Annotated in this window: 14 protein-coding genes; 2 read left to right on the plus strand and 12 right to left on the minus strand. The window is 68.4% G+C overall.

Going from position 1 to position 16,278, the window contains the following annotated elements; all coding sequences use genetic code 11:
- Nucleotides 1–16 precede the first annotated feature (16 nt).
- The 11 genes from C5E07_RS08215 to C5E07_RS08265 form a co-directional block, all read right to left on the minus strand.
- Nucleotides 17–1,102 carry a glycosyltransferase gene (locus C5E07_RS08215; RefSeq protein WP_104299062.1) on the minus strand — a complete coding sequence of 362 codons (1,086 nt, stop codon included), beginning with the start codon at nt 1,100–1,102 and terminating at the stop codon, nt 17–19.
- Complete coding sequence (gene ftsW, locus C5E07_RS08220; protein WP_104299063.1) at nt 1,099–2,328, minus strand: putative lipid II flippase FtsW; 1,230 nt, start codon at nt 2,326–2,328, stop codon at nt 1,099–1,101. Before ftsW ends, C5E07_RS08215 begins: the two co-directional genes overlap by 4 nt.
- Nucleotides 2,288–3,799 (minus strand): UDP-N-acetylmuramoyl-L-alanine--D-glutamate ligase, encoded by a 1,512-nt coding sequence (gene murD / locus C5E07_RS08225; protein ID WP_104299064.1) that lies wholly within the window; start codon nt 3,797–3,799, stop codon nt 2,288–2,290. The genes ftsW and murD overlap by 41 nt, the downstream gene beginning before the upstream one ends.
- A complete protein-coding gene (mraY, locus tag C5E07_RS08230; protein ID WP_104241137.1) occupies nt 3,796–4,893 on the minus strand; it encodes a phospho-N-acetylmuramoyl-pentapeptide-transferase in 1,098 nt (365 codons plus the stop codon). The genes murD and mraY overlap by 4 nt, the downstream gene beginning before the upstream one ends.
- Nucleotides 4,890–6,308, minus strand: a complete 1,419-nt coding sequence (gene murF / locus C5E07_RS08235) for a UDP-N-acetylmuramoyl-tripeptide--D-alanyl-D-alanine ligase (protein WP_104241136.1) — start codon at nt 6,306–6,308, stop codon at nt 4,890–4,892. Before murF ends, mraY begins: the two co-directional genes overlap by 4 nt.
- A 4-nt stretch (nt 6,309–6,312) precedes the next feature.
- Complete coding sequence (locus tag C5E07_RS08240) at nt 6,313–7,845, minus strand: Mur ligase family protein (protein ID WP_104299065.1); 1,533 nt, start codon at nt 7,843–7,845, stop codon at nt 6,313–6,315.
- A 23-nt stretch (nt 7,846–7,868) separates the two neighbouring features.
- Nucleotides 7,869–9,638, minus strand: coding sequence for a penicillin-binding protein 2 (locus tag C5E07_RS08245; RefSeq protein ID WP_104299066.1), 1,770 nt, complete (start codon nt 9,636–9,638; stop codon nt 7,869–7,871).
- A gap of 36 nt (nt 9,639–9,674) precedes the next feature.
- Entirely contained in the window at nt 9,675–10,238 is a 564-nt protein-coding gene (locus C5E07_RS08250) for a hypothetical protein (RefSeq protein ID WP_146080547.1), read from the minus strand.
- Nucleotides 10,235–11,236 (minus strand): 16S rRNA (cytosine(1402)-N(4))-methyltransferase RsmH, encoded by a 1,002-nt coding sequence (gene rsmH, locus C5E07_RS08255; protein WP_258063810.1) that lies wholly within the window; start codon nt 11,234–11,236, stop codon nt 10,235–10,237. The genes C5E07_RS08250 and rsmH overlap by 4 nt, the downstream gene beginning before the upstream one ends.
- 192 nt (nt 11,237–11,428) lie before the next feature.
- Nucleotides 11,429–11,860: a division/cell wall cluster transcriptional repressor MraZ gene (mraZ, locus tag C5E07_RS08260; protein ID WP_104241131.1), complete on the minus strand. Its 432-nt coding sequence runs from the start codon at nt 11,858–11,860 to the stop codon at nt 11,429–11,431.
- A gap of 270 nt (nt 11,861–12,130) precedes the next feature.
- On the minus strand, nt 12,131–12,514 hold the full coding sequence (locus C5E07_RS08265; protein ID WP_104241130.1) for a DUF3040 domain-containing protein: 384 nt from the start codon (nt 12,512–12,514) through the stop codon (nt 12,131–12,133).
- Between the two features lie 87 nt (nt 12,515–12,601).
- On the opposite strand from C5E07_RS08265, the gene C5E07_RS08270 reads away from it, so the two are divergent.
- Nucleotides 12,602–13,684, plus strand: coding sequence for a polyprenyl synthetase family protein (locus tag C5E07_RS08270; RefSeq protein WP_104299068.1), 1,083 nt, complete (start codon nt 12,602–12,604; stop codon nt 13,682–13,684).
- Nucleotides 13,685–13,745: 61 nt separating this feature from the next.
- Here the strand turns inward: C5E07_RS08270 and C5E07_RS08275 are convergent, their stop codons facing one another.
- Nucleotides 13,746–14,090, minus strand: a complete 345-nt coding sequence (locus C5E07_RS08275; RefSeq protein WP_104241128.1) for an Rv2175c family DNA-binding protein — start codon at nt 14,088–14,090, stop codon at nt 13,746–13,748.
- Between the two features lie 134 nt (nt 14,091–14,224).
- Between C5E07_RS08275 and pknB the strand changes: the two genes are divergently transcribed.
- Nucleotides 14,225–16,240 carry a Stk1 family PASTA domain-containing Ser/Thr kinase gene (gene pknB / locus C5E07_RS08280; RefSeq protein ID WP_104299069.1) on the plus strand — a complete coding sequence of 672 codons (2,016 nt, stop codon included), beginning with the start codon at nt 14,225–14,227 and terminating at the stop codon, nt 16,238–16,240.
- The last annotated feature ends 38 nt before the right edge of the window (nt 16,241–16,278 follow it).

The raw sequence follows: 16,278 nt of genomic DNA on the forward strand, positions 1-16,278 counted from the left end.
GACCGAGGTGGGAAATCTAGCGCCCCTGAGGGCTCCGCAGCGCCTCGTCGAGGAGCGTGACGACGCGAGCAGCGCCGTCCCGCTGCGCGGACGCGAGGGTCGCGGCCTCCATGCGAGCGCGGCGCTCGTCGTCGCGAGCGAGCGCGAGGAGCTCTTTCGACGCCCACTCCGGGGAGAAGTCGCCGTCGGTCACGCGGAGGGCGCCGCCGGCAGCGAGCACCGAGCGGATGTTGATCGTCTGGTGATCACCCGTGGCCGCGGGGTACGGCACGTAGACGGCTGGGAGTCCGACGACGCCGAGTTCGCTGACCGTCGAGGCGCCAGCGCGGGCGACGACCAGGTCGGCGGCCGCGAAGGCCAGATCCATTCGGTCGCAGTACTCGAGGACGTGGTAGCCGTCGAGCTCGTCGTGCTCGAACTTGGATAGCCCGCCGACGAGGTGAAGGACCTGCCACCCCTCCGCGATCAGCTCGGGGACCACGGCCCTCACCGTCTCGTTGACGCGCCTCGCACCGAGCGAGCCGCCGGTGACGAGGAGGGTGCGGCGTGCCGGGTCGAGTCCGAAGAATTCGACGGCCTCGCTCCGCTTCGCCGCACGATCGAGGTGCTCGATCTCGGCGCGCAGGGGCATGCCGACGGTCACGGCCCCACGGAGCGGGGTGCCGTCGAAAGCCACGCCGACCCGCTTCGCCCAGCGCGCGCCGAGCTTGTTCGCCATGCCGGGGAGCGCGTTCGCCTCGTGCACGACGATCGGCACTCGTCCCCGGGCGGCCAGGTAGGCGGGAGCGGCCGCGTAGCCGCCGAACCCTGCGACCGCATCGATGTCGTGCTCGACGAGCATGCGCCGGACGGAGGAGACGGTTTCGCGAAGCCGCGGCAGGAACGTGAGCACCTGCGCGTTCGGGCGTCGCGGGAACGGCAGCTTCGGGATGGTCAGGAGCTCGTATCCGCGGGCTGGCACGAGGCGCGCTTCGAGCCCTTCCTTCGTGCCGAGGACGAAGATCTTGGATTCCGGGTCACGGGCGCGCAGCGCATCTGCGACTGCGAGGAGTGGGTTGACGTGGCCGGCCGTGCCGCCTCCGGCGAGCAGGTAGTTGGTCACGTGCGTGACTCCGATCTCTTCGGGTTGCGGGCGATCGACAAGACTATGCCAATCGCGAAGAGTGTCGTGATGAGCGCGGAACCACCGGAGGAGACGAGCGGGAGCGGCACGCCGAGCACGGGGAGGAAGCCGATGACCACGGCGATATTCACGAAGGCCTGGAAGACGATCCAGGTCAGCACTCCGCCGACGATCGTCTTCGCGGTCCAGTCGCTCGCCTCGTGGTAGATGCGCACGAGCACGACGGCGAGCAGGACGAAGAGCCCGATCACCACGATCGCGCCGACGAGCCCGAGCTCTTCGCCGATGATCGCGAAGATGAAGTCGTTGTCGGCCTCAGGCAGCCACGACCACTTGGCCTTCGAGTTCCCGAGGCCGGAGCCGAAGAGGCCACCGGCGGCCAGCGCATAGAGGCCGTGGGCGCTCTGCCACCCCCACGACTCGTAGTCGACGTCGCCGCCGAAGAAGTTGGTGATGCGGGCCATGCGGTTGTCGCTGAAGACCGACATCAGCACCGCCCCGGCCACGGCGACGGCGAGAGCCAGCAGGAGGTATCTGGTTGCAACTCCCCCGAAGTACAGCGCACCGAGCACAAGCGCCCCGACCACGATGATGGTGCCGAGGTCCTTGCTCAGGAGCATGATCCCGAAGCAGAGGAGCAGGACGGGCACGATCGGGACCGCGACCTCCTTGCCGATGTGGAGCTTGCCCTGCTTGCGGCCGATGATGAGACCGAGCCAGAGCACAAGGGCGACCTTGACGACCTCCGCCGGCTGCATCGTCGTGAAGCCGAGGTTGATCCAGGCCCGGTTGCCGTTGATGTCCACGCCGATGGGCGTGAAGACGAGCGCCTGGAGGATGATGGCGACGGCGAGCGCGGCCCACGCCGACCTCTTCCAGAAGCTGAGGGGCATCCGGGATGCGAAGAGCATGAGCGGGATGCCGAGCGCCGCGAACGTCGCCTGGCTCACGAACCGTGACGAGACCGCGTTCCCTCCCGCGAACTCCTCGACCGAGGAGCTCGAGAGCACCATGACGATGCCGAAGGCGACGAGGAACAGCGTGATGGACAGCAGGAGCACGAAGTTCCTGTTGACGCCGCGGATGCGCTTGCCGAGGGAGACGACGACGGCGGTCGAGGAGCTCTTGCGGGCGGGCGCGGTGCGCGCGCTCGAGCCGCCTGGACTACTCGGGGGTGCGGTCCGGGGAGCCTTCTGTCTCGGCATGCAGGCCCCCTTCAAGATGCGACGCGACGGCCAGCGCGAATCGCTGACCACGGTCGCTGTAACTCACGAACTGATCCATGGAGGCGGCCGCCGGTGCGAGCAGCACGGTGTCCCCGTCCTGCGCGAGCCGAGCGGCTTCCGCCACGGCACGACTCATGATGGAGTCAGTTTCGCTCACGTCGATCTCGATGAAGGTGACCTGGGGCGCGTGTTGCGCGAACGCGTCGACGACCTCGGAGCGCGAGGCTCCGAGCACGACGGCACCCCGCAGCCGCCCTGCATGCTTCGCGACGAGGGGTGCGATGTCGACACCCTTCAGGAGCCCTCCGACCAGCCAGACGACGCTGCGGTGAGCGGCGAGGGAGGCATCGGCCGCGTGCACGTTCGTGGCCTTGGAATCATCGACCCACAGGACGCCAGAGCGCTCGGCGAGGACCTCGTGGCGGTGCCGGTCGACGGAGAACGTCGAGAGCGCAGCCGAGATGGCGGAGACGGGAACACCGACCGCGCGGACGAGAGCGGCGGCCGCCAGCACGTCCTCGACGAGGTGCTTCGAGGAGAGCCCGCGCAGGCGCAGCTCATCCAGCGTCGTCAGCTCGAGCGCGGTGCGCGCTCGATCATCGAGGAACGCGCGGTCGACGAGGATGCCGTCGACGACACCGAAATCGCTGGGGCCGGGCACATCCGTGCCGAAGCCGATCGCACGGCATCCCTCGATGACGTCGGCCGCCTCGACGAGATCCAGCGTGGCCTCGTCGCCCTTGTTGTAGACGCAGGCGATCTGGGCACGCTCGTAGACGCGCCCCTTCGCTGCTCGATAGGCCTCGGCTCCGCCGTGCCAGTCGAGATGATCGTCCGCGATGTTGAGGACGACGGCCGCGTGCGCCGACATCGAGTGCAGCGAGTGCAGCTGGAAGCTCGAGAGCTCGACGACGAGCAGCTGGAACTCTGCCGGGTCCCTGAGCACGTCGAGGACCGGCACGCCGATGTTCCCGCACGGCGCGGTGCGGATGCCAGCGGCGAGCCCCATGTGCGCTGCGAGCTGGGTGGTCGTCGTCTTGCCGTTCGTGCCGGTGACGGCGAGCCACGGCGCCGGCTCCCCGAACTTGTCGCGAAGCCGCCAGGCGAGCTCCACGTCCCCCCAGAGCGGAACGCCGAGCGCTTCAGCCGCCGCGATGAGCGGGTGGCTCGGCGCGAAGCCGGGAGACGCGACCACGAGGTCGACGCCGAGGCCCCGCAGCGCCTCGACCGCGACGTCGTCGCTCTCGGCGATCGTGACGGGGACGTCGAGGACGTCGAGGATGCGCTCGCGCTCCTCGTCGTGGGACTGGGCGATGACGTGCGGCCTCGCACCGAGTTCGGTGAGGGTATCGGCGACCGAGAAGCCGGTCTTGCCGAGTCCGAGCACTGCGACGGCGACGCCGTTCCAGTCGTCGTGCCAGCTTCGCAGCGCCTCGATGACGCGGGTCACGTCGTGACCCCCCACTCCGCGTAGAAGAGGCCGATGCCGAGCGCGGCGCACAGCCCCGCGATGATCCAGAACCTGACGACCACCGTCGTCTCAGCCCAGCCCTTCAACTCGAAGTGGTGGTGGATCGGGCTCATGAGGAAGATGCGCTTCCCCTTGGTGAGCTTGAAGTAGATGCGCTGCACGATGACGGATCCGGTCGTCATGACGAACAGCCCGCCGATGAGGACGAGGAGCAGCTCGGTCCGGGTGATGATGGCGAAGGCGGCGATGGCACCACCCAAGCCGAGCGAGCCGGTGTCGCCCATGAAGATCTGCGCAGGCGAGGTGTTCCACCAGAGGAAGCCGATGAGGGCTCCCGCGATGCCGGCCGCGACGATCGCGACGTCGAGGGGCGCGTACGCCGTGTAGCACGCCGACTCGAGCGACTCCGCGAGACGCTCGGTCCCGCAGGCCTGGTTGAACTGCCAGTAGGCGATGATGCCGTACGAGCCGATCGAGATGATCGAGGCCCCCGTGGCGAGGCCGTCGAGGCCGTCCGTCACGTTGACGGCGTTCGACGTGCTCGTCGTGATGACGACGATCCAGATGATGAGCGCGATCGTTCCCGCGACGGCGCCGAGCGCCATGAAGTCGATGGGCAGGTCGCGGATGAACGAGATGTGCGTGGAGATGACCGGCACGCCGTCGTTGTTTCGGAACTGGAGGCCGACCACCGCGAAGAGCCCGGCGACGACGACCTGGCCGACGATCTTCGACCATCCGCCGAGGCCGAGCGACTGCTGCTTGCGCACCTTGAGGAAATCGTCGATGAAGCCGATGACGCCGAGGCCGACCATCATGCCGAGGATGAGGAGTCCCGCGGCCGTGACCTGGTCGCCCGTCGCGAGCGTCGCCGCGAAGTACGCGAGCACCGACCCCACGATGAAGACGATGCCGCCCATCGTCGCGGTGCCCCGCTTCGAGTGGTGGGCCTGGGGCCCGTCCTCTCGGATGAACTGACCCCACTCGAGGCGATGGAAGAGCCGGATGAAGAGCGGCGTCATGAAGAGCGTGAACGCCAGCCCGACGCCCCCGGCAATAAGGATCGCTATCACGCGAAGTGCCCCCTGAGGTGCTCGGCGAAACGGTCCCCAAGGTGTCGGAGGCCCGCTGAGTTCGAAGACTTGACGAGCACGAGGTCACCAGGGCGGGTCTCCCGCACGAGGAGCTCGTAGGCCTCGTCCATGGACTCGACGAAGATGGACTCGCCGTCCCAGGAACCCTGGGCGATGGCGCCGAGGTGGAGCGCGCGCGCGTCACGGCCGACGACGATGAGCTGATCGATGCCGAGGCGGACCGCGAGGAGTCCGAGGCGGTCGTGCTCCTCGATCGACGCGTCGCCGAGCTCGCTCATGGCGCCAAGCACCGCGACCGTGCGCGACCCCGTCGGCGCGATCTGCGCGATGGTCTTCAGCGCAGCGGCCATGGAGTCCGGGCTCGCGTTGTACGCGTCGTTGATCAGGTTGACCTGGCCAGAGTGCTGGAGCTCCATGCGCCACTGCTCAGCGCGGGTGACGCGCTCGAGCGCGTCGCGGATCTCGGTCGCCGGAACTCCCTGCGTGTGGGCTGCGGCTGCCGCGGCGAGCGCGTTGGTGACGTGATGCTCCCCGATGACCCCGAAGCGCACCAGGACGGCGTCCTCTCCGGGCAGGTGCAAGGTGAACTGGGTGCCGGCGAGGCTCGTCGAGACGTCGCTCGCACGCACATCCGCTCGAGCTCCCCTGCCGAACCAGAGGACATCGGCCTCGGTCTTGTCGGCCATCGAGGCGACCCGGCCGTCGTCGGCGTTCAGCACGGCGGTGTCGCCGGCGACGAGGCCCTGCACCATCTCGGTCTTCGAGGTCAGCGTCACCTCGATGCCGCCGAACTCGCCGGCGTGGGCGAGGCCGACCGTGAGCACGATCCCGACGTCGGGCTTGGCCATCGCGATGAGCCGGCTGATCTCGCCGGGTGCGCTCGCACCCATCTCGGCGATGAGGGTCTGCGTGCCCTCGGTCAGCTTGAGGAAGGTGAGCGGGGCTCCGACCTCGTTGTTGAAGCTGGCGACGGGGGCGACGGTCTCCCCTCGAGCCGAGAAGATCTCGCGGAGGAGGTTCTTGGTCGTCGTCTTGCCGTTGGATCCGGTCACGGCGATCGTCGTGAGCTCGCCGCGGGCCTTGACGCGGGTCACGACCGCTGTGGCGAGGCGCCCGAGCGCGAGGACGGCGTCATCGACGACGACCTGGGTGACGGGGAGGTCGAGGATGCGCTCGACGAGCAGGAGAGCGGCTCCGTTCTCGACCGCCTTCGGCGCGAAGAGGTGTCCGTCGGTGAACTCGCCCGGCTTGGCGACGAAGATATCGCCGGTTCGGATGAGCCGAGAGTCGGTGTCGACGGTCCCGGAGAAGACGCTCTCGAGGGTGTCGCCTGCCGCCGGTCGGGCTTCTCCCCCGGTGATCTCTGCGATCTCGCGAAGTCGGAGTTCGATCATCCGCTCACCACCCTGCTTCCCTGAGCGCCGCTCTGGCCTCTTCTCGTGCCGAATACTGGATCTTCTTGCCCGCGACCTCGGTGTAGCTCTCGTGGCCCGGACCGGCAACGAGGATAGTGTCCTCTGCGCCCGCAAGCGAAACCGCCTTGCGCAGACCGAGGCTCGCGTCGGCGATCTCGTAGAGCTCGCGTTCGGGGTGGCTCGACCTGGCGCTCTCGACGAGGACGCGTCGGATCTCGTCCGGGTCCTCGGTGCGGGGGTTGTAGTCGGTGATGATGACGACGTCGCTGCCTGCGGCGGCGACCCGCGCCATCTCGGGCCGCTTCGTCCGGTCGCGATCGCCGTCGGCACCGAAGACCATGAAGAGGCGTCCCGTCGTCATCGCGCGAAGCGCGCCGAGCGTCTGCTCGAACGCGTCCGGGGTGTGCCCGTAGTCGACGTACAGGCGAGGGCCTCGCTCACCGGAGACCAGTTCGAGGCGCCCAGGCACGAAGGCGTCGATGCCGCCGTCACGCTCGAGCACCTCGGCGATCTCGCCGAGGTCGTAGCCGGACTCGACGAGCATCGCGATCGCGAGTCCCGCGTTGGCCGCAGAGAACCAGCCGGGCATCGGGATGCTCGTGTGCAGGACCCGGTCATCTGGGCTCGTGAGCGTGAAGCTCGTGCTGCCTCCGCTGGAGTCGGTGACGACCAGGTTCCAGTCGGCGTCGGTCCCGGGCTTGGAGGAGATGGTCGTGACGGGGATGCGGGAGTCCTCGACGACGCGTGCGCCCCACTCGGAGTCGAGCGACACGACGCCGCGTCGAGCACGCTCCGGCGTGAAGAGCTTGAGCTTTTCCCCGAAGTAGGCATCGAAGTCGACGTAGTCGTCGAGGTGGTCGTGCGAGAGGTTGATGAAGCCGACGACGTCGAACTCGATGCCGTCGACCCGGTGCCTCGTGATGGCCTGCGCGGAGACCTCGATGCTGGCCGCGTGGACGCCGACCTCGCGCATGCGGGCGAGCAGCGCGTGCAGCTCGCTGGCTTCTGGCGTCGTCAGGCTCGCCTCGATGCGCTCTTCGCCGATGCGGCGCTCGACCGTCGTGGTGAGGCCGGTGACGACCCCCAGCTGCAGCAGGAGGCCGTCGAGGATGTAGACGACGGACGTCTTCCCGTTGGTTCCCGTGACGCCGAAGAGCTTCGGCTGGTCCGGGTCGGTGCGGTAGATCCACGCGGAGACGTCGCCGAGCGCGAGACGCGGCTCCTCGGTCACGAGGACCGGCACTCCGAGGTCGCCGGCCAGCTCGGCCCCGGCGGCGTCGGTGAGGACAGCGACGGCGCCGGCCTCGGCCGCGTTCGCGGCGTAGCTGGCTCCATGCACGCGAGCACCGGGGAGCCCCACGTACAGGTCTCCGGCTTCGACGTCCAGTGATGAGATGGAGACGCCGGTCACCTCGACCTGGTCGACGCCTTCTGGGGCGTCGAGTCCGAAGTGCGCGCACAGCTCGGAGAGCGAGCGCGGCACTGGGTGGGATGGACGAATGCTTGCTGCGGGCATGACTTCCTGTGCAGTAGTGCGGATCAGAACGTGGTCGGGATCGTCGGCCACGGGCTCGGCGATGGTGCCACCCGGTTGGATTGGAGGACGTAGGCCATGACATCGTGCCATGCTGGCGCGGTGGCGGCGCTGCCCCTCATCGTAGTTGGGTTCATGATCGAGACCGTCACGACGTACTTGGGGTCGTCGATCGGAGCGACTCCCGCCATCGAGGTCATGAAGCTGCCGTCGACGTACTGGCCCTGCCCGTCAGAGACCTCGGCGGTGCCCGTCTTGATGCCGACACGGTAGCCGGGGATCGCCACCTCGTTCGCGAGGCTCCCGCTCTGCGCCGTGGCCTCGAGCAGCGTCAGCGTGTCGGTTGCGGCCTGCGCGGAGACGACCTGGCGCGGCTCACCGGGTTCGCTCGGCACGAAGCCGTCCTCCGTCTCGCAGCCCTCGACGAGATGGACGGGAAGCCGCTGACCGCCGTTGGCGATGGTCTGGTAGGCGCTCGCCATCTGCGGGGCCGTGACCTGCAGGCCCTGGCCGAACATCGTGGCGTAGTTCGTCTGCGGGTCCCACTCGTCGTACGGGCGGACCGTTCCGGCCTCCTCTCCGAGGAAGTCGGCCTCGGTGTCGGCGTTCAGGCCGAAGTCGAGCATGTAGTCGTAGCGCTCGCCCGCGCTCAGTCGCTGCCCCATCAGGGCGATGCCGATGTTGGAGGAGCGCGTCATGATGCCTGCAGCGGTCCAGCGCTCATCGCCGTGCGCCCAGTCGTCGCCGAAGCTGACGTCGGTCTGCTCGAAGCGGCCGGGCACCGTGAACTGCTCACCGGGCGTGGAGAGGCCCTTGTCGAAGACCATCGCGGCGGTGAGTGCCTTCATCGTCGAGCCGGGCTCGTACGGTGCTGTGAAGGCGCGCGAGCCGCGGTCCTCCGTCGCCGTGGCGCCAGGGTCGTTGGGGTCGACGGACGGGAAGTCCGCCGCGGCGAGGATCTTGCCGGTGCCGACCTCCTGGACGATGATGTGCCCCCATTGGCCACCCATCGCCGTGACCTGCTGCGCGAGCACCTGGAGTGCGTAGTACTGCAGGTCGGCGTCGACCGTGAGCTTGAGCGTGCCACCCTGCTTCGCCTCGGTCAGCGTGACCTCGGTGCCGGGGATGCGCACGTTGTCCGCGCTTCGCTCGTAGGTCTCCTCGCCGTCGACGCCCGCGAGGCATGTGTTCTCCGACAGCTCGAGTCCCGCAAGGGGCTCGCCGTCGGCGCCGAGGAAGCCGGTGAGGTTCCCGGCCACCTGCCCGTTGGGGTAGACGCGCGCCGCTTCCCGCTTCGGGTAGATCCATGGGATCTCGAGCGCGCGCACCTTCTGATACGCGGCGAGCTCGAGCCCCCGGCTGAGGTACGCGAAGTTGCTGTCGGGGTCGATGGCAAGCGCCCCGTCGATGACGCCGATGAGCTCGGCCTGCTGCTGCCCGGTGATGGCTGCGATCTCGCCGAGCGCCTGGTCCCTGGAGACCTTGGTGGTCTTGCCGTCGTCGCCCGTGCGATCGAACTCGTCGACATTCGCGGGGGCGACCGTCAGGTCGAAGCGGTCGGCGGAGTCGGCGAGGATCTCGCCGTTGCGGTCGATGATCGACCCGCGCTCGCTGAAGATGGTGCTGGAGACGCCGCGCTTGGATTCGGCGTCGGCGTTGATGGTCGACGCGGAGACCAGCTGCACGTCGATGAGACGCACTCCGAAGGCGACGAGCACCGCGGTCACCAGGATGATGACGAGGCCTGCCCTGCGCCTGGACACTTTCGGTGACACGGTGGTCCTCCCCCTCTGGCGTTGCTCTTGGTGGGTCTACCTCGTGGAGGGAGAACGCAGCTCGGTGACCGAGGGTACGGCAGGCGCGGCGGCCTGCTCCGCTGAAACTCCGTTGGGGTCGGCGACCGGTGCCGCTGGCTGCGTGACCTCGTTCGTCACGAGACCCGTGTTGATGGGAGCGGCGGTGCCGGTGGAGGCCGCATCGGTGGCGAGCGAGCCGCTGCCGACCTGCAGGAACGCCTGCGAGTCGGTCGGCACCATGCCGAGCTTCGTGGCCTCGACGGCGAGGTTCTGCGCCGACGACATGGCGCTGAGCTCTTCGAGCGCCGCTGACTCGGTGCGGGCGAGCTCCGTCTGCGTCTGCTCGAGCCCGCTGACCTCGTAGGCGCCCTGGGAGATCGCGATGCTCAGGGCCAGCTGCGTGACGAAGACCCCGGCGAGGACGACGAGGGAGATGAGCATCGAGCGGAGGCTCGGGAGCCGCCGGGCGCCAGGCGTCTCGACGAGTCGCAACCGCGGCGACGATGTCGCCTCCCTTGGGGCCGACTTCTGGCGACGCGTGGAGGTGGACCCGCGGAGGAGGCTTGTTGCTGCAGTCATGCCCGTGGGCTCCTAACTCTCGCCACCGCGCGCAAACGCACGGGAAGTGCTCGTGGATTGATCTCGCCCTCATCGGCGCCGGCCCGCTCAGCTCCGCGGACGAGGCGTTCGAACTCGGGCTTGTGCTCTGGCAGCTCGACCGGGAGGCCGCTCGGCGCGGTCGACGTGGTCTTCGCCTCGAACAGACGCTTCACGAAGCGGTCCTCGAGGGACTGGTAGGCCTCGACGACGACTCGCCCGCCGAGGGCGACTCGATCGAGGGCCTGCGGGAGGGCACGCTCGAGCGCGCCAAGCTCGGCGTTGACCTCGATGCGGAGGGCCTGGAAGACGCGCTTCGCAGGGTGACCGGCATCGCGCTTCGCGGCTGGCGTGGCTCGCTGGAGGACGTCGACGAGCTGTCCGGTCGTCGCGATCGGACCCTGGGCCCGCTCGCGCACGATCCAGCTCGCGTAGCGCGGCGCGAGCTTCTCGTCGCCGTACCGGTAGAACAGCTGCTTGAGCTCCTCCTCGCCGTACGTGGCGACGATCTCTGCCGCCGTGACGCCCTTCGTGGCGTCCATGCGCATGTCGAGGGGCGCGTCCTGGCTGTAGGAGAAGCCTCGGCTCGCTTCATCGAGCTGGAGCGACGAGACGCCGAGGTCGAACAGGATGGCGTCGACGGTGTCGATCCCGAGCTCGTCGAGCGAGGACTCGAACTCGTCGTAGACGGCGTGCACGAGCGTGACCCGATCGCCGAAGCGAGCGAGGCGCCGACCGGCGAGGCCGAGTGCCTCAGAATCGCGATCGAATCCGACCAGGCGGGCGTTCGGGCAGCGGTCGAGGACCGCCTCGCTGTGGCCGCCCATGCCGAGCGTCGCGTCGACGTAGATGCTGCCTGGGGCCTGCAGCGCAGGCGCGAGGAGCTCCACGCAGCGCTCGAGGAGCACTGGCGTGTGCAGCGATGCCGGGTCGCGTTCGCTGTCGTTCTCCGGCTGTGTGTTCTGGCTGTTCTCTGTCATGACGATGCGGGTTCCTCCCTGATCACTGATTCCCATCCGTTCTCTCTCCCCGCGGCGATGCGCGAGGGGAGCGAAGTGGAGATTCCTTCTGCCGCCGGGGAAGTGGCTTCAGATGGGGCTCCGCGGTGCTGCTGAGCTCTGCTGCGAGGGAAGGCGCTTCAGAGCGGAACGGCTGAGAATCGGCGGTCAGGGTCAGAAGAGTCCCGGGATCACCTCCTCCGCGGTCTCGGAGAAGGCGGCCTCGTTGGCCGCGACGTAGGTGTTCCAGGCCTCTGCATCCCAGATCTCGGCGCGACTGCCCGCACCGATCACGGCGAGCTCGCGGTCGAGCCCCGCGTACTGCCTGAGCTGCTGCGGGATGGTCACGCGGTTCTGCCGGTCAGGCGTCTCCGCGTGGGCTCCGGAGAGCAAGAGGCGCAGGTAGTCACGGGCCTGCTTGCTGGTGACGGGGGCCTGGCGGATGCGGTTGTGGAGCTCCTCGAACTCGCTCGTGGAGAAGACGTAGACGCAGCGGTCCTGCCCTCGGGTCAGCACGACACCCTCTTCGAGCTCGTCGCGGAACTTGGCCGGAAGGATGAGCCGGCCTTTCTCGTCGAGCTTGGGCGAGTACGTGCCAAGGAACATGCACGCCTCCCTCCCTGTCGCTGAATCCCCACATGCTCCACTTTACTCCACAACCCACCACGCATCTACGCAAACGCGCCTTTTCTCGCCTGTGAATGCAGAAAGAGGCCAGTAAACTACTGGCCTCTCAACGGTGGAGGGAAGTGGAGCTCTTTTCACCTCACAAGGGCACAAAAAAAGGGACCGGCCAGGTGGCCGGTCCCGAGGTGAGGAAGTGAGGTGGGTGGGGGAAGGTGCGAAGTGGAGGGCAGTGGGAGGACTCCCCCGTTGCTACTCCCCCTGCTGCCGCTTGTCCCAGCGGTTGCCGAGCTTGTCCATGAACGAACCGTCGGACGACTCGCCGCTCTTCGGTGAGGGGCGACCGGTCGGCAGTGGGTCGGACTGCGAAGCCGCGCCCTTCGGGGCGGCGAACGCGTAGACGACTCCCGCCAGCATCAGGACGAACCCGACGACACCCAGGACCGGGATGTTGGTGGCGACGCCGGCGACGACGACGCCGATGCCGACCGCGACGGAAAGGAACGCGACCACGACGGCTCGCGTGGTGACCGCAGCGCCGCTTCTCGGCGATGTGGACACCACGTCCGCATCGTTCTGGTAGAAGCTGCGCTCCATCTCATCAAGCAGCCGCTGCTCTTGCTCAGATAGTGCCATGTTGACCTCGTGCTCAGGGGGCGATCGGAGCCCCGCTCCGAAGTATTGCGCCCATTGTAGGCGCGCGCACCTGGGTAGAGTGGTGTCGTGTCTGAGAGTTCTACGCTGTCCTCCAAAGTCCAGCGTCGTCTGGACGCCACAATTGCCGAGAATCTTCAGGTTCTGGGGCCGATCGGCGTCGATGTGCCCGCCTTCCTGGAGCAGGCCGGGACCTTCACGACGGGCGGCAAGCGCCTCCGAGCGTCGTTCTGCGCCGCCGGATACAGCAGCGCCGCCGGCACGCCCGAGCAGAGTGAGGCGGTGATCCTCGCTGCGGCCTCGATCGAGCTCTTCCACGCCGCGGCCCTGGTCCACGACGACATCATCGATCGCTCCGACACGCGCAGGGGTGCACCCTCCACCCACCGCGCCTTCTCGAAGCACCACCACGCCTCCGGCTGGGCTGGCGACGAGGAGCACTTCGGTCTCAGCGCCGCGATCCTGCTCGGCGACCTGCTGCTCGTCTGGAGCGACCAGCTCTTCGTGGAGGCCTGCGCCCTCGTGCCCCCAGCGGACGCCGTTCGCGCACGAGCCGAGTTCAGCAAGATGCGCAGCGAGGTGACGATCGGCCAGTACCTCGACCTCGTCGAGGAGGTGGCGTGGCCGGTCGTGCCCATCGACGCACGCGCGTCCCGGGCGACGACGATCGCGATCTCGAAGTCCGCCAGGTACAGCGTCGAGGAGCCTCTTGTGCTCGGAGCGCTCCTCGGAGGTGCCTCCGATGCCCTCGTGCAGCAGATTCGCGCGTTCGGGCTGCCCCTCGGCCTCGCCTTCCAGCTCCGGGATGACGTCCTCGGCGTGTTCGGGGACGAGGCGGTCACCGGCAAGCCCAGCGGAGACGACCTCCGAGAGGGCAAGAGAACCCTCATGATCGCCGCAGCCCAGGAGCTCGCATCGCCTTCGGACTCGGCGCGGCTCGACGAGCTCCTCGGAGACCAGGGGCTCGATGAGACGCAGATCGCCTGGATGCAGGCGCTCATCGCGGAGTCCGGCGGATTGCAGCGCGTGGAGGAGCTGATCAGCTCCTCGCTCGTCGAGGCGCTCGCCGGACTGCAGGGCCTCGAGCTCGACCCCGGGTCGCGGCGACTGCTCGAGCAACTCGCGGAGCGCACGGCGCACCGGGAGCACTGACCAGCCGGCAACCCGCTCGGTGCCAGCAGCCGGTGGTCCGGCGGCGAGCCGCGCTGGTCGACTAGATGGCGAGCAGCTGGACGGCGTGACGCACCTGCGTCTTCCGTCCCTGCACGAGCGCGTCGAGGGGCGCGACACCGAGCGTCTCATCGACGCTCAGGAGCCACACCATCTGGTCGTGGGCACTGAGCCCCGCGTCGCCGAGCAGGAAGAGCGTTCCCCGGAGACCCGCCAGCGGCTCGCCGTCCTTGATGAACTCCTGCGGGATCCGCGGCTCTCGCTCGATGCGGAACGACAGCAGCTGCTTGTCCTCGATCAGGGTCGACACGCGCCCCGTCGAGACACCGAGCTCGGATGCTGCCTGGGGAATCGTGTACCACTCACGGGTACTGAAGACGTCGCTCACGCCTCACATGGTCGCAGACTCGGCGCATCGATGCGAGCCCGAGCGATTCCTCGATGCCGTGCGGTGTTTCATCCCGGAGGCGCGTGCCTTGTCGGGCTATCCTGCACGACGTGAGTCCCGTTGGTCCCGACGACATGATCGGCCGTCTGATCGACGGCCGATATCAAGTGCGCTCTCTGATCGCCAAGGGCGGCATGGCTACGGTCTATGTCGCCACTGATCTGCGCCTCGAGCGCAGGGTGGCGGTCAAGGTGATGCACGACCACCTCGCCGCCGACGAGCGCTTCCGCGAGCGGTTCATCCGCGAGGCGCGCTCTGCGGCGAAGATCACCCACCCGAACGTCGTGAACGTCTACGACCAGGGTGACGACGAGGTCTTCGCCTACATGGTGATGGAGTACATCCCGGGCATCACGCTCCGAGACCTGCTCCACGACCATCACCGACTCACCCCGGAGCAGTCGATCGACGTCATGGACGCCGTGCTCGCGGGCCTCCAGGCAGCGCACAAGCTCGGCATCGTGCATCGCGACCTCAAGCCCGAGAACGTCCTGCTCGCCGACGACGGCCGCATCAAGCTCAGCGACTTCGGTCTCGCCCGTGCGGCGAGCGCGAACACGGCGACCGGGCAGGTCCTGCTCGGCACCATCGCCTACCTGAGTCCCGAGCTCGTGACCAAGGGCACGGCCGACGTGCGCAGCGACATCTACTCGCTGGGCATCATGCTCTTCGAGATGCTGACGGGCGAGCAGCCGTACCGAGGCGACCAGCCGGTCAACATCGCGTACCGCCACGCCAACGAGACGGTTCCCGCCCCCAGCGAGGTCAACGCCAGCGTTCCGCACGAACTCGACGAGCTCGTCGCCTGGTCGACGGAACGCGATCCCGAGCTTCGGCCAGCGGACGCCGGCGTGATGCTCGAAGCGCTGCGTCGCGCAGAAGCCGAACTCGGCCAGTCGGCCCGGCCCATCGACCCGACGGCGGTGCTGTCCACCGCGAGCCAGAGCGACGTCGAGGACACCGACCCGACGGAGCTCGCCCTCATCACGAGCCAGGTGTCGTCCGCGTCCTCACCTCCGGAGTTCGCCGAAGGACACGTCGAGCCCTTCAGACCCGGAGACGCCCCCACCGTGGTCGGGGCGCCGATCTTCCCGGAGCCAAGCGCCGCGGAGCTCGAGCCATCGCTTCCGCAAGCCACCTCGACGGCCGAGCAGGGCGCCCGCAAGCGACGCACCTTCGGGGCGGTCATCGCCATCCTGGTCATCGCGCTCGTCGCAGCGGCCGGTGGTATCGGCTGGTGGTTCGGACTCGGACCTGGTTCCTACAACACCGTCCCCGAGGCGGTCTCCCTCACGCAGGCCGACGCGGAGTCGGCGATCACCGCAGCCGGCTTCACCGTCGGTGACGTCACGCAGGAGTTCTCGCTCGAGGTCGCTGCCGGCACCGTCATGGACATGGACCCGCAGGCCGGCACGTCGCTCGCCCCGGAGACTCCGATCTCCCTCGTCGTGTCCGCCGGGCCGGAGATGCTCACGGTGCCGGCCCTGGAGGGGCTGACCCTCGAGGCGGCGGAATCCGCCATCACCGAGGCAGGCTTCACCTACGACCAGGCCACGACCCTGCGCCAGTTCTCCGACGAGGAAGCCGACATCGTGATCGCGGCGACGGACACCACCGGCGCTCCACTCCCCTCCACGCTCGCCGAGGGGCAGCCCATCCGCCTCGTGGCCTCGGCCGGAATCCTGCCGGACGTCGCCGGTGAGACGGAAGCGAACGCGACGAAGCTCATCGAGGAAGCCGGTCTCGTCGTCAACGTGTCGAGCCGGGAATTCTCGGCCTCGGTCGCCAGCGGTACCGTCATCGCCTCCTCGACCACCACCGATCCGGTCGTTCCGGGCGACACCATCAACATCTCGGTCTCGAAGGGGCCAGCCCCCGTCGTCCTCCCCAACGTCGTCGGCGCACCCATCGGAGAAGCCATCGCGACGCTCGAGGGACTCGGGCTGACGGTCGGCCACAACGTTCCACCCGGCATCGTCAACGACCCGAACCCGGTCATCAAGTTCGTCGTCTCGACGCAGTCGCCCGCCGCCGGGGTCGAGGTACCGGCCGGGTCGAACGTCACGCTCACGGCCACCGCAACGCTGTAGGCGCTCTGCCGCTGGGGCGTGGCCCGGGCTCTCGCCTC

It is taken from the genome of Pseudoclavibacter sp. RFBJ3 (genome assembly GCF_002931375.1).
In the GTDB taxonomy this organism is placed as follows: domain Bacteria; phylum Actinomycetota; class Actinomycetes; order Actinomycetales; family Microbacteriaceae; genus Pseudoclavibacter.